This is a genomic window from Bacillus sp. MUM 116 (assembly GCF_001866655.1).
In the GTDB taxonomy this organism is placed as follows: Bacteria; Bacillota; Bacilli; order Bacillales; family Cytobacillaceae; genus Neobacillus.
The window spans coordinates 58,220-77,602 of sequence record NZ_MLYR01000016.1; the positions used below are offsets into that span (position 1 = coordinate 58,220).

Below are 19,383 nucleotides of genomic sequence, written 5' to 3' on the forward strand. Positions count from 1 at the left end.
GCCTTTTCCTCCTATAGTATTATGTAGGCTTACTGATTCACCTTAACCATTGACGGGCGAATCACTCGGTCTTTTAATAAATAGCCTTTTTGGAATTCCTCAATGATAATATTGGAACCGTAGTTTTCATTCGATTCCTGCATCACAGCCTGATGCATATGTGGATCAAATTCTTTTTCAACTGCTTCAATTGGTTCTAAGCCTTCTTTTTTCAAAGCGTCAAGAATACCACGGTATACCATTTCCATTCCTTGAAGCAGGGACTTTGTCTGTTCATTGTCCACTTCTACTTTCATGGCTCTTTCGAAATTATCCAGTGCAGGCAATAAATCTGTAACTAGCTTTTGTGCTCTATATTTTTCGCTCGCTTCCTGATCCAATCTGGAACGACGGCGGAAATTATCAAAATCAGCTTGAAGTCTTAGATAACGATTATCAGCTTCATCTAATTTGTTTTTCAATTCTTCTATGTCCTTTAAAAGGTCCTGAACATTTGTTTCTTCTGTGGTTTCTTCTTCAGCAAACACAGCCTCGGCTGGATTTTCCTCAGTAAGTTCCACCTTTTCATTTACTTCTTGAGCCTGTTCAGCCATTTCTTCATTGATTGTATTTTGTTTCTCGTTCGACAACTTACTCACCTCCCTTAAAGCATTAATTTTATTTATTAGGCTGCGTTAAATTTGGCTGTTGATTTCCGCTCCAGGCGCGAGCGGTCAGGGGAGCCTCCTCGTCGCTACGCTCCTGCGGGGTCTCCCCTGCCCCATACTCCCGCAGGAGTCTTCGCGCCTTCCGCTCCAATCAACATAGCTAAAAATCAACAATGACCTTTAACACAGCCATTTATTAAAATAGCAAATTCATGATAAGAGGGGCGAAATATCTTCATTTCACCCTTACTCAATATTACCAGTGCTATTTGTTTTGATACAGTTTTGTAAGGACAGAACTTAAATCCTTACTTAGTAACTGAAGTAAACTGATAACCCGTGAGTATTCCATCCGTGTTGGGCCAAGGATGGCTATCGTCCCTAATTTTTCAGCCCCTACAGAATAAGTAGCCGTAATCAGGCTGCAATTTTCCATTGCGCTATTCTCATTTTCCCGCCCGATTTTAACATTTAATCCCTCAGATTCATTTCTGATTAAATTATATAACCAATCCTCTTGATCAATCATGGTCAGTAAACTGCGTATTTTAGATAGATCGTGAAATTCAGGCTGACTTAAGATATTGGTTTTGCCACCTAAGAACAGCTTTTCATTGACTGGCATTTTCAAAGACTCCATGATGGTCTTCATCATAAAATCATAATTATGAATATGCTGTTTAAGCAAAAGGGCAACTTCTTTATAAATTTTACCAGATAACTCCTCAAGTGGAACACTTGTCAGCCGTTCATTTAAAATGTTAACGGTTTTTTCTAAATCACCTGCGTCCACATTAGGAGGTAAATAAAAAGTACGATTTTCAACGTGCCCTGTATCTGTAACAAAAATGGCTACAGCAGTTTCTTTATTTAATGGGATAATTTGAATCTTTTTAAGCTTATTAATACTCGCAGCCGGCCCAAGGACAATTGACGTATAATTCGTTAATTCAGACAAGATTTTCGCCGATTTTTGAATAATTTTTTCAAACTCAAAAATTCGTTCCGCAAAAATCGATTGAATAATCGAAACATCATGTTGATTTAGCTCTTGAGGCGAGAGCAAATGGTCGACATAATATCGATAACCTTTTTCCGATGGAACGCGGCCTGATGAGGTATGAGTCTTTTCTAAAAAGCCCAGATCCTCAAGGTCAGCCATTTCATTTCGAATCGTTGCCGAGCTAAACGAAATTTCTTCTTTTTTCGACAAACTTCTAGAGCCAACAGGTTGTGCAGAGCGGGTAAAGTCATCAACAATCACCTTAAGTATCAATAATTGACGATCTGTTAACACATGCATCACCTCTGTTAGCACTCATAACTGTCGAGTGCTAATTCTACTAATAAATTATCAAAAAGGCGGAAAGGTGTCAATCATTTGTACCTGAAAAGATGTTATACTACTCCAAGGAAAGATTGAAAGACCTCATTTCCTAAAAAACGCCCCTCTTTGGATAAAAAGATATAATCATCTCTAATTTCCAACCACTTTTTATGCGTTAAATCTTTAATTTCTTCCTCAAACAATTCAAGCGGATTTTTTTCAAACTTAGAAATAAATTCCGAAATGGAAATCCCTTCCGTTTTCCGTAAACCTAAGAACATTTCTTCTTCCATTTGTTCAGCCATCGATACAGGATGTTCATCAAAGTAGGGAAGCTTACCAATATTAATTTGTTCGATATATTTTTTCAAAGGTCCGATATTGGAACGCCTGACCCCATTAACATAGCTATGTGCACCTGCACCAAAGCCATAATAATAGTCATTATTCCAATAGGTAAGATTATGCCTGCTCTCATAACCTGGTTTTGAAAAATTACTGATTTCATATTGCTTAAAACCATGTTTATCCATTTCTTCCATCATTAACTCATACATGGCAGCTTCCGTATCTTCGCCGGGAGTCGGCAGCTTGCCTTTCTTTAACAAGTTATAAAAAACCGTCTTTGGCTCAATGATTAAGGAATAGGCGGAATAATGGGGGATATCCAAGGAAAACGCAATCTCTAATGTTTCCTTTAAATCCTCAACGGTCTGTGTCGGCAGACTAAAAATCAGGTCAATGCTAATATTCTCAAAACCAACTTTTTTGGCATTCTCCACCGAGTGAAAAACATCTTTTGCCTGATGGACCCTGCCGATTTTTTTTAACAGCTCATTATTAAAAGTTTGGACACCAAGGCTGATACGGTTAACCCCTGCATCCTTTAATATTTGTAATTTCCCCTTTGATAAATCCCCCGGATTGGCTTCAAACGTGAACTCGATATTTTCCCTCTTTGGCAGGTTTTGATTTATATTTTCACAAAAACGGTAAAGCTGCTGCTCATTTAATGAGGTGGGCGTACCACCGCCCACAAATATAGTTTCAACATGTTTAGTAGGAAATTGTTGAAGAGTTAAAAGCATTTCTTTATTAAGTGCTGCCAGATAATCATCCACAGGCTGGCCTTTTAAAAACACTTTATTAAAATCGCAATAATGGCAGATATGCTCACAAAATGGGATATGAAGATAAGCCGCATTAATCATCTATTCACCTTCTATTTCAGTAACAAAAAGAGGTTAGATTTGCCTGTTATCAGACAGATCCTAACCTCCCGTTCATTTATTTTTTTGTGTTGTTGTCGTCCATTTTTAATACCGCCATAAAGGCTTCCTGCGGTACTTCGACGGATCCAACTTGCTTCATGCGTTTTTTACCTTCTTTTTGTTTCTCTAATAACTTGCGCTTACGGGAAATGTCCCCGCCGTAACATTTTGCCAAGACATTTTTACGCATTGCTTTAATCGTTGAGCGGGCAACAATTTTTTGACCAATTGCCGCTTGAATCGGCACTTCAAATTGTTGTCTTGGTATTAACTCTTTCAGCTTTTCTACAATGACTTTCCCGCGCTCATAAGCAAAATCCTTATGGACAATAAAGCTTAATGCATCGACTTTCTCTGTATTTAACAGGATGTCCATTTTTACAAGACTGGATGGTTTATACCCAATCAGTTCATAATCAAAAGATGCATAGCCCCTAGTGCTAGATTTCAATTGATCAAAGAAATCGTAAACAATCTCGGCCAAAGGAATTTCATAAATAATGCTGACCCGGTTTTCTCCCTGATATTGCATATCAACGAAAATTCCACGTTTTAACTGACAAAGCTCCATAATGGCACCAACATAATCGTTTGGAGCCATCATCGTTGCTTTTACGTACGGCTCCTCGACTCGATCAATTTTTTGCGGATCTGGCATATTGGATGGATTGTCTACATTTAGTTGTGTTCCATCCGTCATATGAACATGATAAATTACGCTTGGTGCGGTTGTAATTAAATCAATTTTAAATTCCCGTTCAATTCGTTCCTGAATGATTTCCATATGAAGAAGTCCTAAAAAGCCGCAGCGGAAGCCAAAACCAAGTGCCTGCGAGGTTTCAGGTTCGAATTGAAGGGCAGAATCGTTTAATTGAAGCTTTTCAAGTGCTTCCCTTAAGTCATTAAATTTGGCTGTATCGATTGGATATAGTCCGCAATACACCATTGGATTTAGCTTTCGGTAACCAGGCAGCGGCTCGACAGCGCCCTTTTTTGCATTGGTGATAGTATCCCCGACACGGGTATCGCCAACATTTTTAATAGATGCCGTTAAAAAGCCAACATCACCAACAGTCAATTCGTCAAGCAACGTAGACTTTGGAGTAAACACACCTACTTCGTTTACTTCAAATTCTTTTCCGGTAGCCATCATTTTAATTTTATCGCCAACCTTGACAGAACCTTCTACAACACGAATATAAGCGACTACACCGCGGTATGCATCATAAAGGGAATCAAAAATCAAGGCTTTTAATGGTGCCTCAGGATCACCTGTTGGTGCAGGTACGGTTTTCACCACTTGCTCGAGGATTTCTTCAATTCCAATCCCCGCTTTAGCCGAAGCCAATACAGCCTCAGAAGCATCTAAACCAATGACTTCTTCAATTTCATTGCGAACTCGTTCCGGTTCAGCGCTTGGCAGGTCAATTTTGTTAATAACAGGTAAAATTTCAAGGTTGTTATCCAAAGCAAGATAAACGTTTGCTAGTGTCTGTGCTTCAATTCCCTGGGCAGCATCAACGACTAAGACTGCCCCTTCACAGGCGGCAAGGCTTCTGGATACCTCATAGGTAAAGTCGACGTGTCCCGGTGTATCAATTAAATGGAAAATATATTCTTCTCCATCTTGTGCTTTGTATTTTAATTGTACAGCGTTTAACTTTATGGTGATTCCGCGTTCGCGTTCCAGATCCATTGAATCCAAAAGCTGGTCTTTCATTTCGCGGGAGGATAATGCATTCGTTTTTTCTAGAATACGGTCTGCTAATGTCGATTTCCCATGGTCAATATGGGCAATAATTGAAAAATTTCTTATCTTTGATTGTCGTTTGAGCTTGTCTTCTCTGTTCATGGTCGTTCACTCCTACTATACTCGCACATGTACACTATTTTTGATTATAACAGTAGGATAATCAAGATTCAATCAGAAAGTAGGAGAGAAAATCGGCCTTAATTCTTGTAAAAGAATTATTTAGAAATGCTCTCTACTAATTTTTTCGATGCGCTGGAAATTCCATCGGACATTTTTTTCCCCATAGAAGAAAATAAATTAAACGCATTCATCTCCTCCAGCTTTTTCTTTTTCGCTTCAATATCATGGCTTGTAATTTGGTTTCCCAACAACGAGGCATGCAAGTCATTGCCTTTATCATTTATCGCAACAGTCTTTTGAAAATTCGGATCATCATAACCCTTCATTTTATGAATCCCACCATTTGCAAGCTGCATTCCTGCCAAAACAGAAATAAACATTAATGCTGCAATCCCTACGCTTTTAAGCATAAATAGTTTCATACAGCTGCTTCCTTTCTTCTAATTTATATCTAGTAACTAGTATGTCTCTGCTAGAGTTAATAGAACTAGCAGTAAAATGGTTCCCATAGAAAAAGGAACCAGGAATTGAAATTACCTCGTATAATATCCGGCATTTTCCTGATTGACTGCCCCGTGGAGCGAAGCATTCAAACCATTGGCAATTAAATTCGCCATGTCTTCAATAAAAACATCTACTTCCTTAGGGGTAACCATCAAATTATGGCCGATTGGCGATAAAACCTCGTAGATTAACTTTCTTTTCTCCTCATCGTCTAAAGTACCAACAATTCCCAAAAAAGTTTTTCGATGCTTTTCTTCCGGTAAATCTTCTTCTGTCAGCTTCCTTTTTTCCCCAAAACTCATACCTGCAGGTGCAAGCGCCCTGGAAGGACGATTTCCTTCTTTCATTTCTTTCCCAAAATGTTTAAGGATAAAATCAATCGTATCACTCGTTATCGAAACCGCATCAACAACAGTTGGCACTCCAATTGCAAAAACAGGAATTCCTAAACTTTCTTTACTTAATTCCTTTCTTTTATTGCCGACTCCTGAGCCAGGATGGATCCCAGTATCAGAAATTTGAATCGTCGAATTTACGCGTTCAATTGACCTGGATGCCAATGCATCGATGGCAATGACAAAATCGGGTTTAGTTTTTTCTACTAATCCAAAAATGATGTCGCTTGTCTCTATTCCCGTTAATCCCATTACTCCCGGTGCTAGTGCACTGACAGAGCGATATCCCTCCTCCACATTTTCAGGCTGGAGTTGAAATAAATGTCTTGTCACCAACAGGTTCTCGCAAACCATTGGTCCAAGCGCATCAGGGGTTACATTCCAATTCCCCAGTCCCACCACAAGACAGGAGTCGGTTTTTTTAATACCTGACCCTTCTAAAAAATGGCCGAATTCATGTGCAAAAATTTCTCCTACCTTCTTTTGCAGCTCTGTATCTTGTGTTCGGATTCCCTGTACCTCAACGGTTAAATACCTTCCTGCTTTTTTTCCTAATTGTTTTTCTCCCTCTTTGGTAACTTCTACTAAAGAAATTTTTATATCATCAACATCTTTTTCTTTTATTGTGACGCCTTCAATTTGAGATAAATCTTCCTCCTGCTCAACAGAGTCCCCCCGTCCGGCAAGTACCATCTCCCTCGCTTCAATGGCCAGGTCTGTACGAATCGAGTATTTACTAAGATCAATTGATTCTTCTTTCATAGTAGACAACCTCCATCCAAAAATTTCAGTCTATTTCCTATTTTTTCCCCTTTTACGTAAAAACATGCAAGCGATAATTCTAGTATTGCAATATAAGCTATCGTTTGATAAAATATCTCTTGTTCTGAATAATTGTGAATGAATGTTAAAGTCGAGTTCATATAGTCTCGATTCTCTTTAGGAGGTGAATGTAATGCCTAACATTAAATCTGCTATTAAGCGTGTGAAAACAAGCGAAGCTCGTAACGCTCAAAATACAACTGCGAAATCTGCAATGCGTACGGCTGTGAAAAAAGTAGAAGCTGCTGTTACAACTAACGATGCTGCTACTGCTAAAGAAGCTTTCGTTGCTGCTGCAAGTAAATTAGACAAGGCTGCTGCAAAAGGTCTTATCCATAAGAATGCTGCTGCTCGTAAAAAATCTCGCCTTGCTAAAAAAGCGAACGCTCTATAATTAACTAAAAAAAACGATTCCACTTTGGAATCGTTTTTTTATTCGTCTACTTTTTCATGCGAAAAAGTAACATTTCAATTAATAAGGATTTATTCATCCCGCCGGTCTTCATTTGGTAGTCTGCTTCAGCAAGCAGGTTCATTAGGTTCGTTAATTCCTCATCGGTAAATTTGTCCGCCTGCCCTAAAGCCAATTTAACTCTGAAGGGATGCGTCTTTAGGTAGCCGGCAATTTGCTGCTGTCCATATCCTCTTCTCGAAAGCTCCTTTACCTGATAAATCAAACGAAATTGTCCGGAAAGTAAAGCCAAAATTTTAATCGGCTCTTCATTTTGTTTTAATAAATCAAAATAAATCCTTAAAGCTTCATCCAATCTTCGGGCCACTACTTTTTCGATTAAGGTAAAAATATTTTGTTCGATTGTTCTTGATACGAGTTTTTCGACTAAATGGGTTTGAATAATTTTTTCATCTTGGGCGTATAAGGCGAGTTTATCAATTTCACTTGTCAGCATGAACATATTAGTACCGGCAAGTGTCAGTAATCGTTCAAGGGCACCAGGTTCAATCTCAATTCCATACCCTTTTGCCCGTTCTTTCACCCATGATTTTAATTCATTTTCATTTAATTTTTTGGCCTCAACAACAGCTGCCGTTCTTTTCAATTCCTTTGTAATCTTTTTCCGTTCATCCAGTTTATCATATGGTGCAGAAATGACCATCACCGTATAGGGAGCCGGTTCCTTTATGTATGCTTCAAACCGGGTCAAATTATGATCAATCTTTTCTTTTGTTTTTTCTGATGTTAAAAATTGGGGATTATGTAGAAAAATTACTTTTTTCTCACCTAAAAAAGGAAAAGTCTCGGCATCTTCTATTGCGACTTCTATCGGCGTTTCCTCTAAATCATAGGCAGTGTGATTAAAATCCTTCTCATCCTCATGTAATAGCTGGCTTAGTAACAACTGCTTTGTTTCGTTAATCAAAAATGCCTCTGTCCCATACAATAAATAAACGGGAGCAATATCCCCTTTTTTTATTTTTTTCCAAATATCCAATACCATGTCTTTACGCTCCCCGAAAAATATCTCCATTCCTATCGTAAAGAAGCTTGGACAATTTGACAAGTAGTTAAAGGGAATTGGCAGCTTTTTTGACAAGTGCCAATTCCCGATCTATATTGAACGCCTGCAATTTTAGCCCTAGGATCTATTATTTGCGCGGCGGAATTTCTTTTGTAATGTTATTTTGAACGGAACAGGACAAACTATTTGTGTTAACTCTTGTCAGTTAAGGAAAGCAAATTGCTAAATTTCATAACCTTTAGACTGTAGGGTTAACTTTCCAAGTAAGCTGGATTTTTTTAGCTAAATATCATATACTATATGTTGAAATAGGAGGGGTAGACTGTGAATGAATTTGAAAAAGATGTTCAAAGTAAACGAAACGATGCAATTGATTCTGGAGTAGGCTTTGGGGTTTCATTTGGTTTTTTTGCCATTATGTTTATTATTGCAACAGTCATTAAGTTAATTGGATCCTAATAAATTAGCTACATACTGCCTTTTTTTCGGAGACTGCAGGGTATTGCAGTCTCTTTGCTGTTTTTATTATTTATTTGAAATATGATTTATCCTATGGCAGAAAGGTCGTAAAGGTTCCATGTCCATGATAAAAATGGTAGGTAATCGCTCCTTGGTGATCCGTTCGATAAATCAATACATGATATTTTTTTAAAATTTCCATAGTCTCTTTATGCGGGTGACCAAATCGATTTTTTTCACCTGCCGAAATGAGTGCCACCTTTGGTTTAATTTGCTGAATAAAAGCTTCCCCACTGGATGTTTTACTTCCATGATGACCAGCTTTTAAAATATCAACAGTCAATTTTGGATAATCGCGAATTACTCTTTCCTCTCCTTCTTTGTCAAGGTCACCGCCAAAAAACCAAGTAAGGCCGCCAATTTTAGCGAAAATGGTAACAGATCCGCTGTTCCGCTCGCCAACAAAGTTCTTTTCCGGTGATAGAACATAAAATAGATGCTCCCCATTTTTCCACTGCATATCTTTTGAAACCTTAATAACTGAAATCCCTTTCCTCTTTGCTTCATGGATGATTTCCAATTCGGTTTCAGATGGTTCTTTTACAGAAGGCATTAAAATTTGTTCAACCTTTATTTCCTTTAAAATCGAAAATGTGCCGCCAATATGGTCCATGTCGCCATGGGTCAAAATAAGTTTATCAATTTTGGTAATTCCTTTTCCTTTTAAAAATGGGACAACGACATCCCTCCCAACTTCATGGGGACGTTTCCTCTTTCTCCAATTTTCTTGCAAAAAGGATACAGTCCCACCTGTATCAATCAGATAATTTCCTTTCCCAAATGGGAGATGGATGAAAATGCTATCACCTTGTCCGACGTCAATCATCGTCACCTCTCCAACCGGATTAATCCAATTCCATCCTGTTTGAAAACTCATCATAAATCCAGTTAATAAAACAATATGGAGTATCTTCTTATAATAAGGAGGACTCTCCCATACTAAAAATACAACAAGGATGACTGCAATATAAATAATAAGGAAAAGAATTCCCGGCCTTCCAGGAACAATAAGAGCAATAGAGAAATTTGATAGATAACCGATGAGTTGATTGGAAAGCGTTATGATTTTTATGAAAAAAGTAATCAGGATTGCAGGAGTTGCTTGAAAAATAATTTGAATAAAAAATAACACATATAATCCCGGCATAAAGACAAATGAAAATAAAGGGATGTACAGCATGTTCGCTGCAATACTGATCAATGAAGCCCCAAAATAATGGTAGAGCAATAAGGGTAGAGCAGCAAACTGAGCAATAATGGATGTTGCAAGCATTATCGCTAAGCTATTTTCATATTGCTTGAGGATGATTTGTGCTGAAATAATAATAGCGAAACTTACGGTAAATGATAGCTGGAAGCCAATATCAAAAATGACCATCGGGTTAAAAAGTAAATAGAGAATAATGGCAAGGCTGATTGAATCAATTGGGAGAAGTTTTAATTTCGATTTCCATGTTACCGTTAAGAGTATGAGAAAAATCATTAAAACGGAGCGGATAACAGACGGGGAACCGCCTGTTAAAATGGCGTAAATCGGCAGTAAAAAAAGGAGCAAACGAGTCATAAATTGCCTTGTAAAACCGCTTCGAATCCCGAGATAATATACCATTCCAATTAAAAGCGAAACATGTAAACCGGATATGGCGAGCAGGTGCACAATTCCCGTTTTTTGATAATTGGCTAACAACTCAGGATCAATCAGGCTACGATCTCCAAAGATTAACGCAGCTGAAAGTGAGGCAATTTTAGGTGGAAAATGAGTATCAAGGTAGTGGATGCCTAAAAACCGGAGCTGTTTAATGAAAATAAGCGGTGACTTTTTTTGAGGGATACAAGCTTGCAAAGGGTTACTCCCGACTTCAACAATCCAATAAATTTTTTTGATTGTTAAATACTCACGGTAGTTAAATGCATTGGGATTTTTTGCTATGGAAGGTTTCGATAGTTCCCCGGAAACTTTGCATACCTTCCCATAAAAATTTATTTTTTTTATCGTTTCCTTTTCAGCCTCTGAATGAAACCGATAACGGAGCAAGAGTTTTTCTTTATAGTTTTTTTCCTTTACCACTACTTGCAATAAATCTCCATCAATTTTCGTTTCATCCAAGTATTCAATGTAAAAAATATTTGTGGTTGCTGGTATGATTGTTTGGTTATCTATTTTGGCATTTCTTGCAGAGAGGAAAAATAGCAGAAAACAACCAATTAAAAGGAGTAAATGAGTAGAAGAATACTTTTTATATGTATGGATCAGAAAAATGAAAATAACTGCTGTCATGAAAAATGGCACAAACATAATAAGTGAAGATAAAACACCGAGTATGGCGGAAATAGCAAAATATACATATTTTCCTTTCATAAATTTCTCCATTCCTGAATTAAGGAAAGGAACGCCGGGTGAGATGCCGGCGTAATTTATCTATTGATTTAATATACTAAAATCAATACTTCTTTCCTTTAATTCTACTTTTTCGACGTGAACATTTGCTTGTTGAAAAAGTTCGATTGCATAAGGATGATTTTTATAGTCTTCCGCATAATAAACCGTTTTAATGCCTGCTTGAATAATGGACTTGCAGCATTGCAGGCAAGGAAAATGCGTGACATAAATTTCTGCACTATCAGTCGGAACACCGAATTTAGCACACTGAAGCAATGCATTCATTTCAGCGTGAATCGTCCTTACACAGTGATTATCGATGACATAGCATCCCTTGTCGATACAATGGTCACCTCCCGTAATTGAACCATTGTAACCACCGGCAATAATCCGTTTATCTCTTACAATCGTTGCCCCAACCATAAGGCGGGTGCACGTACTTCTTAATGCAAGCAAATGACTCTGCGCCATAAAATATTGATCCCACGAAATTCTCTCCATGCTAAAGTCCCCCAAAATTTCTTAAAATTCACTGATTTAAGTGTAATGGGGAAATTTCATTTGGTCAAATTAAGAAAAGCGCAAGGCGCCCGCCTATCGGCGACAAGCACAAGACGAGCCGGCCGAAAGGTTGCTTTTTAACCTTTTGGACGGATTGGCTTGTGACCTAGAGCCGATGGCGCCTGGAGCTGGACAATTCTCAAAGAAATTAATAAATTCTAGTGTATAAAGAGGTCAGTGAACTACTACCAAATCCTTTAATTTTTCAAAAGTTTTATCACCAATTCCACTGATATTCTTTAAATCCTCTACTGTTTTAAATGCCCCGGTTGTTTCTCGATAATCAATAATCGCAGCTGCTTTGGCAGGACCAACACCAGGTAGTGTTTGTAATTGGTTAACATCCGCTTTATTTAAATCCACCTTTGCGTTGCCAGAAGTGCTGCCGGATGACCCGGATGTACTATTTGTTGCAATACCGGGTGCAGAAGGTTCTGTCTCCCCTTTCGCAGGAATATATATCACCATTTCGTCTTGAACATGCTCAGCAAAGTTTACTTGACTTGCATCCGCCTTGTTCGCTAATCCGCCGGCACGTTCAATGAGGTCAATCACCCGTTCTCCTTGCCTTGCAGGATATACTCCAGGGTGCTTAATTTGACCTTTAACATCAACCATGATCGTTTTTATTGTCTGTTCTTCCTTTGCTGCTTTTTCTGTTTCCTTGGCCGTTGTCTTTTCTTGAAGCTCACCTTTGATGTCACTCATTTGAGGTGCGGCGATTGGGCCAGGGGTTTCATGATAAATAAAAAAATAATAAATCCCAAAAGTGGCAATGATTACTGCAACAACAATAAAGAGTTTATGTTTCGAAAACCAATCTCTCATCAGAAACCATCCTTTCTAAAGGTATATTTCGCTAATGATTTTCATATTGTTAAAAGAGAAACTCGTATGCGAAGGAGGGTCGGAACAATGAATATAGGTTTCATCGGTACCGGAAATATGGGGAGGATTTTGGTGGAGGCTTTAATCGATGGAAAAGCCATTTCCCCTTCTTCAATGTTGATCACAAATAGAACAAAATCAAAAGCGATGTTGCTTAAAGATAAATATAAAAAATTAAAGGTTGGGAATAATGCGGTAGAGGTTGCAGCTGAATCCGATCTCGTGTTTATTTGTGTAAAGCCACTCGATGTCTACAAAATTCTCGAAGAAATCAATCCCTATTTAAATGAAGACAAATGCGTGATTTCGATAACAAGCCCTATAAGTACCATCCAAATAGAACAGAAGGTTACGTGTTCAGCAGTCCGGGTGATTCCGAGTATTACCAATCGGGCGCTGTCCGGAGTTTCATTAATAACCTATGGAGACCATTGTAATAATGATTGGAAGAAAAAAGTGGAGGATCTATTTACGAAGGTTTCTGTTCCGGTGTTCATCGATGAAAAAATAACAAGAGTTGCCTCCGATATCGTCAGCTGTGGCCCTGCATTTTTTAGCTACCTGCTCCAACGCTTTGTTTTAGCTGCAGTAAAAGAAACGGAGATAGACGAGGATACGGCAACCGTTCTTGCTAGTGAAATGATTGTCGGTTTGGGCGAGCTAATTAAACAAGGTCATTATACATTACCATCATTACAAGAAAAGGTTTGTGTAAAGGGCGGCATAACAGGTGAGGGAATCAAGGTACTGGAAAAAGAAATAGGTGATATCTTCGAGCATTTATTTCAAGCCACACACGCGAAGTTTGATGAAGATCTTGAGAAGGTAGGGCTGCAGTTCTACAATCATTAATTCGCCATAAAAAGACAATTTCCTCTTTAAAAAGCCATCTTTTTAAAAAAAGATGGCTTTTATTTTGAGATAAGAAAGTATAAAATCCGACTTCTAGAATTGTCCAGCTTCAGCGGCTGGGCCGCAAGCAGCTGTCGGGCTGACCATGGCGCTTACGCTTTTCTTATTTAACCGAGATAAAAAAGATTCTTTCCGATTGCGGAGTTGGAGCTATATTTTCAAAGTCAGCACATATTTCAATCTCTTTGAAACCAGCTTGTGATAGCCATCTTTTATAGTCATCCACTGGATATGTGCGCTGAAAATGAAGCTCATCAAAACGGTCATACATTCCCATTTTTTCATCTAAGACAAAGAAACTGAGCTCATGCTCCACACTATGTGGAAATTCACCCGGAAAGCTATTCCAAATATAAGATAGATGTTCATCAATTAATGTGAAGGTTTGATTCAAAAATATTTGTGATATTTTGTGAAGTGAATGAACATCGAAAATGAATAATCCACCGGGTTTCAAGTGTTGATGAACAGCCAAAAAGGTTTGAATAACATCCTGCTCTATTTTCAGGTAATTAAGCGAGTCACAAAAGATGCCAATACAATCGAATTGACCAAGGCCTTCTAATTTAGTCATATCCTGCTGGTAAAATGGAATGGATATCCCCTCTTCTACAGCCTTTGACTGGGCAACCGAAAGCATATCCTCTGATAAATCGACCCCTGTAATATCAAACCCTTCCTTTGCGAAGCGGATGGACAATTCCCCTGTTCCGCAAGCCAAATCAAGGAAACGAATATTTTTTTCCGGGTATTCCTTCAACCTATCTTTAACAAATTGGACCCACTCATCATAAGGAGCATCCTTCATCAGTTCATCGTAAAGATAGGCAAATTGTTCGTAACTCATGAATTTAACTCACTAAGTACATCTTCCAGCGGTGCATCACCCCATAACCGTTCCAAATTATAATAGCTGCGCTCTTCACGATGGAATACATGGGCAACAACATCGCCTAGATCTATCAAGACCCATCTTGCCTCATCAAAGCCTTCTATTCTTCTCACCTCATAGCCATGCTCCTCAGCCTTTTCCTTCATTTCTTTGGCAATGGCCTGCACTTGCTTATCAGAATTCCCATGACAAATAATAAAATAGTCAGCAATTAAGGAAATCCCTTTCATATTTAAGGCAATAATTTCTTCAGCTCTTTTATCATCGGCAGCTTTAACTGCAATTTTAAGTAATTCTTGATTGTTCATCCATCAATCCTCCAGTTTATTAACAAGATCATTATAGGTTTGAAACGTTTCAGGATATATCGGTTGATTTTTTTTCAGTAAAAAGATGATGGTATTCTGAATCGATTTGATTAGAGCCTTATCCAAATTCTCTTTTGCCATCTCCCTAACTTCCTCAACTCCAGGAAAATGCCTTCCTGGTTCAATATAATCCGCTAAATAGATTACCTTCTCTAGTAATGACATTCCAGGTCTTCCGGAAGTATGATAGCGAATGGCTGACAAGACTTCTTTATCAGTGATTCCCGCTTCTGTTTCCGCTAAATACGCTCCTGCTGGCGCATGCCACAGCTCCGTATTATATTCTAAAAGATCTGCTGGAAATCCTTTGGTACCAATAATTGCTTTCATTTCTTCTTTAGGGCGAAATTTTGCATAATCATGAAAAATTGCAGCCAATTCTGCTTTTTTTTCATCTGCACCATACTGTTTTGCCAGAACAATCGCGGTTTCCATAACCCCTAGCGTATGTTGATAACGATGATCTGTCAATTGTTCCTTTACAATTTTAAGTGCTTCATTTCGTTCCATATAACTGTTTCTCCTCAATATAACGAATTACCGAGTCAGGCAATAAATAGCGAATCGAACTGCCCTTCTTCAAGCGCTCCCGAATCATACTTGATGAAACATCGACAGCTGGTACATCAACATATTGGATTGGATACTTTGTTAAATGACTATAGTTCGGTCTTTCAACACCAACAAACTCTACCAGTTCAATCAGTTCATCTATTTTATTCCATTTCGGTAAATATTCAATCATGTCTGCACCGATGATAAAGAAAAACTGATGGTCGGGGTCCCGTAAATTTAAGAGTTTCATCGTTTCCACCGTATAGGAAGGACCCGTTCGTTCAAGTTCAATCGTTTCAATTTTAAAAGCGCTGTTATCCTCAAGGGCGAGATTAAGCATTTTGATTCGGTCATGATTTTCGATTGATTGTGTTTTCTGCTTATGAGGAGGCTCTTGATTCGGCATAAACCAAATCTCATCAAGATGAAGTGCGGAAAGGACCTCATTTGCAATTATGAGATGTCCATAATGCGGCGGATCAAATGTTCCTCCCAATATTCCAACCTTCTTCATGAAAAGCGCCTCCCTTGTTTCACTTATGGTAGTATGATTTGCTTCTTTTCGACGGATTCCTTATAAAGGACAATGGTATTACCGATAATTTGAACAATTTCTGCCCCTGTTCCTTCTGCAATCTGCTCAGCAACGACATTCTTATCTTCTTCACAATTTTGCAAAATGCTGACTTTAAATAATTCTCTTGCTTCTAAAGCATTCGAAATTTGTTTGATCATATTTTCATTTACACCGCCTTTACCTACCTGGAAAATTGGATCAAGGTGGTGGGCTTTTGACCGTAAAAACCTTTTTTGTTTACCTGTTAACATTTGAAGTGCCTCCCAGCTGTTGTAAAACATTCTCTCTCATTCGTTTAACATCAGGGAAAATACCTGTCCATTTTTCAAATGCAAGTGCTCCCTGATACACAAACATCTCTATTCCATTTTGAATCTTGGCATCTTTTTGTTTAGCCTCTTGTAAAAACTTCGTTTCAAGCGGGTTGTATATAATATCACATACAAGTGCCTGTCCATGAAGATTTTCCAGACTTAACGGCTGCTCATTAAGATTTGGAGACATACCGCTCATGGTTGTTTGAATAATTAAATCATATTCTCCAATTTTTTCAGCTGCCTCCGTTAACGAAATCGCCTTTGACGAAACCGGGAATGGACAATCTTTTATCAAATTTGCAGCCTTCTCTACCGTCCGATTGGTTAAATCCACGGCTTTTGGCAGATTTTTCGCAATCGCAAAATAAATGGCCCGTGCTGCACCGCCAGCTCCGATTATTAAAACTCTACTTTCTGAGATGTGTAGACCAATATCTGTCAATCCTTTTAAAAATCCAAGTCCATCTGTATTATACCCGACAAATTTCCCATCTACATTGACAACGGTATTCACTGCTCCAATTTGGAGGGCCAGTTCATCCACCTGATCTAAAAAAGGGATAATCGCACTTTTATGCGGGATGGTAACATTAAAGCCCCCGGCACCGATTGCCTTTAATCCTCTCACAGCATGTCCCAAATTATCCGGTTTGACATGAAAAGGGAGATAGTGCGCATCAATGTTATAAAAAGAAAATAAGTCATTATGCATAACTGGAGACATCGAGTGCCCAATTGGATCTCCCAAAACTGCAAAAAGCTTTTTCACCTGTTTCTCCCCTATCTCTCTTTTATATTAATGATTTCCTTAATAGGGTTTGTACACCTTTTGGTACGTATGCGACAATAGTTGCACCCGGTTCGTTTACAGTGACCCAACCAAGGCCTGAGAAGACCACATCTGTTTTTCCTTCTTTTATCATAAATTCCTGCTTTACAAGCTCTGGAAATGAATCCAGCTGCTCCTGTCTTGGCGGAGTTAACATTTCCCCAACATGTTTTTGATATAAGTCAGCAGCATTTTCTGTCCTTGTCCGGTGAATATTTAATTCATTGGAGACGTAACATACTAGAGATTTTCTGCCGCCGCTGATATAATCAAACCTTGCCAGCCCGCCAAAAAATAACGTTTGTCCTTCATTTAATTGAAAAACCTTGGGCTTGATTTCTTTTTTCGGTGTAATCACTTTTAAATCCCGCTTATCAACAAAATGAGCCATTTGATGATGATTGATAATTCCAGGTGTGTCAATCAATGATTTCCCATCATCAAGCGGGATTTGAATGATATCCAAAGTTGTTCCCGGGAAATGCGATGTTGTGATGACATCTTCCTCACCGGTCACCTCTTTAATGATTCGGTTAATAAAGGTAGATTTACCAACATTGGTACAACCCACAACGTATACATCCTTGCCCCTGCGCATTTCATCGATCACGGCTGCTGCCTCTTTAATATAATGCCCCTTAGCAGCACTAACAAGAAGAATATCCTCTGGTCTTAAACCAAGTTCCCTCGATTCATGTTTCATCCAATTAATTAATTTATGATGCTTTACCGACTTTGGCAATAAATCCACTTTATTTCCAACAAGTAATACCTTATTATTTCCAACAAAGCGGTGTAAACCAGGAAGCCAGCTTCCATTAAAATCAAAGATATCAACCAGCATGACAATCAATGCATCTGTCTGGCCGAGTCCATTTAATATTTTTAAAAAGTCATCATCCGTCAAGCTGACATCCTGAACTTCATTATAATGCTTTAATCGAAAACATCTTTGACAAATCAAAATTTCTTTATCTAATGCTGCTTTCGGTGCATAACCTAATTCGCTTGGATTTTCGGTCTGAACCTTTACACCGCAGCCCATGCAAATATTTTGCTGTTCACTCACACATTAGTCCTCCCATTGAATTAATCCTCTTTTACGAAACCAATTCATAATTCTTCGTTCGGCAAAACGGTTGAATTTTGTAAAAAACCCATCGGTTTGCGCTACAGGCACAACCAGAATCGTATACAATCCGCTCCGATTTCCGCCCAGTACATCTGTTAAAAGTTGATCCCCGATCACGACGGCTTCTTCCTTTTTAATTCTCATTTGGGAAATCGCCTTTTCGAAGGCAGGCCCCATCGGTTTACGGGCCCGAAATATAAATGGAATCTCTAACGGGTCTGAAAATGCCTTTACCCGGTCCTCATTATTATTCGAAACAATCGTGACAAGAATATTATGTTTTTTTATTTCATCAAACCAGGAAATTAATTGAGGAGTTGCATTGGGACGGTCCCACTCAACAAGAGTATTATCTAAATCCGTAATAATTCCCTTTATTCCTCTTCTTTTTAATTCCTCAGGATTTATATCCAGAATGCTTTTCACATGTTCATCTGGTAAAAATTGCTTTAACACGAAGCTTACACCTCATTAACTTAGGACTTTGAGAACTGACTTAAAGGGAGTCACTACTAAAGTGCTTCCACTTTTCCTTGTATCATCATAACCAATTTTACCCTTTGTTTCAAAGTATATTATTTATTTAAAAATATTTTTCGACAAAATCCTCTCTTTAGAGCTTGTGTGGATAACATTATTAACATTATACCCATTGAATTATCCAGATTTTGAAAATTTATAAACAAACTAATCACAAGTTATCCACCCTTTTATGTGGATAACTGGAACGGTTGTTCTAATTTAATATATTTGGTAGATTTAGGTTACACCAAACGAATCTACATTATATGTTTGTTTTTTTCTATTTAGAACTTATTTAGAACTATTGTTTAATTGGAGGTGAATTCTAAAGATGCGCAAACTTTCAGATGAATTATTGATTGAATCCTATTTTAAAGCAAGAGAATTAAATTTAAGTGCTGACTTCATTCACCTAATTGAAAGGGAAATTCACCGTCGCTCCCTATTTCATAAAATTAAAATTTCATCTTAAAAAATTTTGAATATGCCCGTTTTAGGGCTTTTTTCTTTGGATAAAAAAGAAAATTCGGCTTCGAGAATTGTCCAGCGCAAGCGTCCTGCCCCTCGAGGTCACAAGCCAATCCGTCCAAAAGGTTAAAGAACAATCTTTCGGC

General features: G+C 38.2%; 21 protein-coding genes and 1 pseudogene. 4 read left to right on the forward strand and 18 right to left on the reverse strand.

Annotated features, from left to right (window positions below; all coding sequences use genetic code 11):
- Positions 1-29: 29 nt before the first annotated feature.
- The 6 genes from grpE to gpr all read right to left on the reverse strand — a co-directional run bounded on the left by grpE (position 30) and on the right by gpr (position 6,779).
- Positions 30-629, reverse strand: coding sequence for a nucleotide exchange factor GrpE (gene grpE, locus BIV60_RS03845; protein ID WP_083402083.1), 600 nt, complete (start codon positions 627-629; stop codon positions 30-32).
- 283 nt (positions 630-912) lie between these two features.
- Positions 913-1,944: a heat-inducible transcriptional repressor HrcA gene (hrcA, locus tag BIV60_RS03850; RefSeq protein ID WP_071354393.1), complete on the reverse strand. Its 1,032-nt coding sequence runs from the start codon at positions 1,942-1,944 to the stop codon at positions 913-915.
- A 101-nt stretch (positions 1,945-2,045) separates the two neighbouring features.
- Entirely contained in the window at positions 2,046-3,185 is a 1,140-nt protein-coding gene (gene hemW / locus BIV60_RS03855; RefSeq protein ID WP_071354394.1) for a radical SAM family heme chaperone HemW, read from the reverse strand.
- Positions 3,186-3,261: 76 nt separating this feature from the next.
- A complete protein-coding gene (lepA, locus tag BIV60_RS03860) occupies positions 3,262-5,097 on the reverse strand; it encodes a translation elongation factor 4 (protein ID WP_071354395.1) in 1,836 nt (611 codons plus the stop codon).
- 116 nt (positions 5,098-5,213) lie between these two features.
- Positions 5,214-5,540: a DUF3679 domain-containing protein gene (locus tag BIV60_RS03865; protein ID WP_071354396.1), complete on the reverse strand. Its 327-nt coding sequence runs from the start codon at positions 5,538-5,540 to the stop codon at positions 5,214-5,216.
- A 111-nt stretch (positions 5,541-5,651) separates the two neighbouring features.
- Positions 5,652-6,779, reverse strand: a complete 1,128-nt coding sequence (gene gpr, locus BIV60_RS03870; protein ID WP_071354397.1) for a GPR endopeptidase — start codon at positions 6,777-6,779, stop codon at positions 5,652-5,654.
- 193 nt (positions 6,780-6,972) lie between these two features.
- On the opposite strand from gpr, the gene rpsT reads away from it, so the two are divergent.
- Positions 6,973-7,233, forward strand: a complete 261-nt coding sequence (rpsT, locus tag BIV60_RS03875; RefSeq protein WP_071354398.1) for a 30S ribosomal protein S20 — start codon at positions 6,973-6,975, stop codon at positions 7,231-7,233.
- Between the two features lie 46 nt (positions 7,234-7,279).
- Here the strand turns inward: rpsT and holA are convergent, their stop codons facing one another.
- Positions 7,280-8,296 (reverse strand): DNA polymerase III subunit delta, encoded by a 1,017-nt coding sequence (gene holA, locus BIV60_RS03880; RefSeq protein WP_071354399.1) that lies wholly within the window; start codon positions 8,294-8,296, stop codon positions 7,280-7,282.
- A 345-nt stretch (positions 8,297-8,641) separates the two neighbouring features.
- Here holA and BIV60_RS03885 point away from each other — a divergent pair, with 345 nt between their 5' ends.
- The gene (locus tag BIV60_RS03885; RefSeq protein ID WP_026572391.1) at positions 8,642-8,776 is read left to right on the forward strand and encodes a YqzM family protein; all 135 of its coding nucleotides are present in this window, start codon (positions 8,642-8,644) and stop codon (positions 8,774-8,776) included.
- Between the two features lie 91 nt (positions 8,777-8,867).
- On the opposite strand, the gene BIV60_RS03890 is transcribed toward BIV60_RS03885, so the two are convergent.
- From BIV60_RS03890 to BIV60_RS03900, 3 genes and pseudogenes are all read right to left on the reverse strand, one after another.
- Complete coding sequence (locus BIV60_RS03890) at positions 8,868-11,195, reverse strand: DNA internalization-related competence protein ComEC/Rec2 (RefSeq protein ID WP_071354400.1); 2,328 nt, start codon at positions 11,193-11,195, stop codon at positions 8,868-8,870.
- 81 nt (positions 11,196-11,276) lie between these two features.
- Positions 11,277-11,717: pseudogene (locus BIV60_RS03895) on the reverse strand (ComE operon protein 2); the annotation flags it as partial.
- Positions 11,718-11,951: 234 nt separating this feature from the next.
- The gene (locus BIV60_RS03900) at positions 11,952-12,605 is read right to left on the reverse strand and encodes a helix-hairpin-helix domain-containing protein (RefSeq protein WP_071354402.1); all 654 of its coding nucleotides are present in this window, start codon (positions 12,603-12,605) and stop codon (positions 11,952-11,954) included.
- 87 nt (positions 12,606-12,692) lie between these two features.
- Between BIV60_RS03900 and comER the strand changes: the two genes are divergently transcribed.
- The gene (comER, locus tag BIV60_RS03905) at positions 12,693-13,517 is read left to right on the forward strand and encodes a late competence protein ComER (protein ID WP_071354403.1); all 825 of its coding nucleotides are present in this window, start codon (positions 12,693-12,695) and stop codon (positions 13,515-13,517) included.
- 163 nt (positions 13,518-13,680) lie between these two features.
- Here the strand turns inward: comER and BIV60_RS03910 are convergent, their stop codons facing one another.
- The 8 genes from BIV60_RS03910 to BIV60_RS03945 are packed head-to-tail and all read right to left on the reverse strand — an operon-like array spanning position 13,681 to position 18,703.
- On the reverse strand, positions 13,681-14,424 hold the full coding sequence (locus BIV60_RS03910) for a class I SAM-dependent DNA methyltransferase (protein ID WP_071354404.1): 744 nt from the start codon (positions 14,422-14,424) through the stop codon (positions 13,681-13,683).
- Positions 14,421-14,777 carry a ribosome silencing factor gene (gene rsfS, locus BIV60_RS03915; RefSeq protein ID WP_071354405.1) on the reverse strand — a complete coding sequence of 119 codons (357 nt, stop codon included), beginning with the start codon at positions 14,775-14,777 and terminating at the stop codon, positions 14,421-14,423. The genes BIV60_RS03910 and rsfS overlap by 4 nt, the downstream gene beginning before the upstream one ends.
- Before the next feature lie 3 nt (positions 14,778-14,780).
- Complete coding sequence (gene yqeK / locus BIV60_RS03920; protein ID WP_071354406.1) at positions 14,781-15,347, reverse strand: bis(5'-nucleosyl)-tetraphosphatase (symmetrical) YqeK; 567 nt, start codon at positions 15,345-15,347, stop codon at positions 14,781-14,783.
- A complete protein-coding gene (locus BIV60_RS03925) occupies positions 15,334-15,906 on the reverse strand; it encodes a nicotinate-nucleotide adenylyltransferase (RefSeq protein WP_071354407.1) in 573 nt (190 codons plus the stop codon). The genes yqeK and BIV60_RS03925 overlap by 14 nt, the downstream gene beginning before the upstream one ends.
- Positions 15,907-15,929: 23 nt before the next feature.
- Positions 15,930-16,220 (reverse strand): ribosome assembly RNA-binding protein YhbY, encoded by a 291-nt coding sequence (gene yhbY / locus BIV60_RS03930; protein WP_071354408.1) that lies wholly within the window; start codon positions 16,218-16,220, stop codon positions 15,930-15,932.
- Entirely contained in the window at positions 16,207-17,055 is an 849-nt protein-coding gene (gene aroE, locus BIV60_RS03935) for a shikimate dehydrogenase (RefSeq protein WP_071354409.1), read from the reverse strand. Before aroE ends, yhbY begins: the two co-directional genes overlap by 14 nt.
- Before the next feature lie 22 nt (positions 17,056-17,077).
- Positions 17,078-18,184: a ribosome biogenesis GTPase YqeH gene (gene yqeH / locus BIV60_RS03940; RefSeq protein ID WP_071354410.1), complete on the reverse strand. Its 1,107-nt coding sequence runs from the start codon at positions 18,182-18,184 to the stop codon at positions 17,078-17,080.
- Between the two features lie 3 nt (positions 18,185-18,187).
- Positions 18,188-18,703, reverse strand: a complete 516-nt coding sequence (locus BIV60_RS03945) for a YqeG family HAD IIIA-type phosphatase (RefSeq protein WP_071354411.1) — start codon at positions 18,701-18,703, stop codon at positions 18,188-18,190.
- Between the two features lie 397 nt (positions 18,704-19,100).
- On the opposite strand from BIV60_RS03945, the gene BIV60_RS03950 reads away from it, so the two are divergent.
- On the forward strand, positions 19,101-19,241 hold the full coding sequence (locus BIV60_RS03950) for a sporulation histidine kinase inhibitor Sda (RefSeq protein WP_071354412.1): 141 nt from the start codon (positions 19,101-19,103) through the stop codon (positions 19,239-19,241).
- Positions 19,242-19,383 lie beyond the last annotated feature (142 nt).

Excerpts from the sequence above, each read along its gene's own strand:
- BIV60_RS03950 (WP_071354412.1), top strand. The coding sequence starts at position 19,101 with ATGCGCAAACTTTCAGATGAATTATTGATTGAATCCTATTTTAAAGCA.
- holA (WP_071354399.1), bottom strand. The coding sequence starts at position 8,296 with ATGGTATTGGATATTTGGAAAAAAATAAAAAAAGGGGATATTGCTCCC.
- rpsT (WP_071354398.1), top strand. The coding sequence starts at position 6,973 with ATGCCTAACATTAAATCTGCTATTAAGCGTGTGAAAACAAGCGAAGCT.
- yqeK (WP_071354406.1), bottom strand. The coding sequence starts at position 15,347 with ATGGAACGAAATGAAGCACTTAAAATTGTAAAGGAACAATTGACAGAT.
- BIV60_RS03900 (WP_071354402.1), bottom strand. The coding sequence starts at position 12,605 with ATGAGAGATTGGTTTTCGAAACATAAACTCTTTATTGTTGTTGCAGTA.
- comER (WP_071354403.1), top strand. The coding sequence starts at position 12,693 with ATGAATATAGGTTTCATCGGTACCGGAAATATGGGGAGGATTTTGGTG.
- BIV60_RS03865 (WP_071354396.1), bottom strand. The coding sequence starts at position 5,540 with ATGAAACTATTTATGCTTAAAAGCGTAGGGATTGCAGCATTAATGTTT.
- gpr (WP_071354397.1), bottom strand. The coding sequence starts at position 6,779 with ATGAAAGAAGAATCAATTGATCTTAGTAAATACTCGATTCGTACAGAC.
- hemW (WP_071354394.1), bottom strand. The coding sequence starts at position 3,185 with ATGATTAATGCGGCTTATCTTCATATCCCATTTTGTGAGCATATCTGC.
- BIV60_RS03890 (WP_071354400.1), bottom strand. The coding sequence starts at position 11,195 with ATGAAAGGAAAATATGTATATTTTGCTATTTCCGCCATACTCGGTGTT.
- BIV60_RS03925 (WP_071354407.1), bottom strand. The coding sequence starts at position 15,906 with ATGAAGAAGGTTGGAATATTGGGAGGAACATTTGATCCGCCGCATTAT.
- rsfS (WP_071354405.1), bottom strand. The coding sequence starts at position 14,777 with ATGAACAATCAAGAATTACTTAAAATTGCAGTTAAAGCTGCCGATGAT.
- lepA (WP_071354395.1), bottom strand. The coding sequence starts at position 5,097 with ATGAACAGAGAAGACAAGCTCAAACGACAATCAAAGATAAGAAATTTT.
- BIV60_RS03910 (WP_071354404.1), bottom strand. The coding sequence starts at position 14,424 with ATGAGTTACGAACAATTTGCCTATCTTTACGATGAACTGATGAAGGAT.
- yhbY (WP_071354408.1), bottom strand. The coding sequence starts at position 16,220 with ATGTTAACAGGTAAACAAAAAAGGTTTTTACGGTCAAAAGCCCACCAC.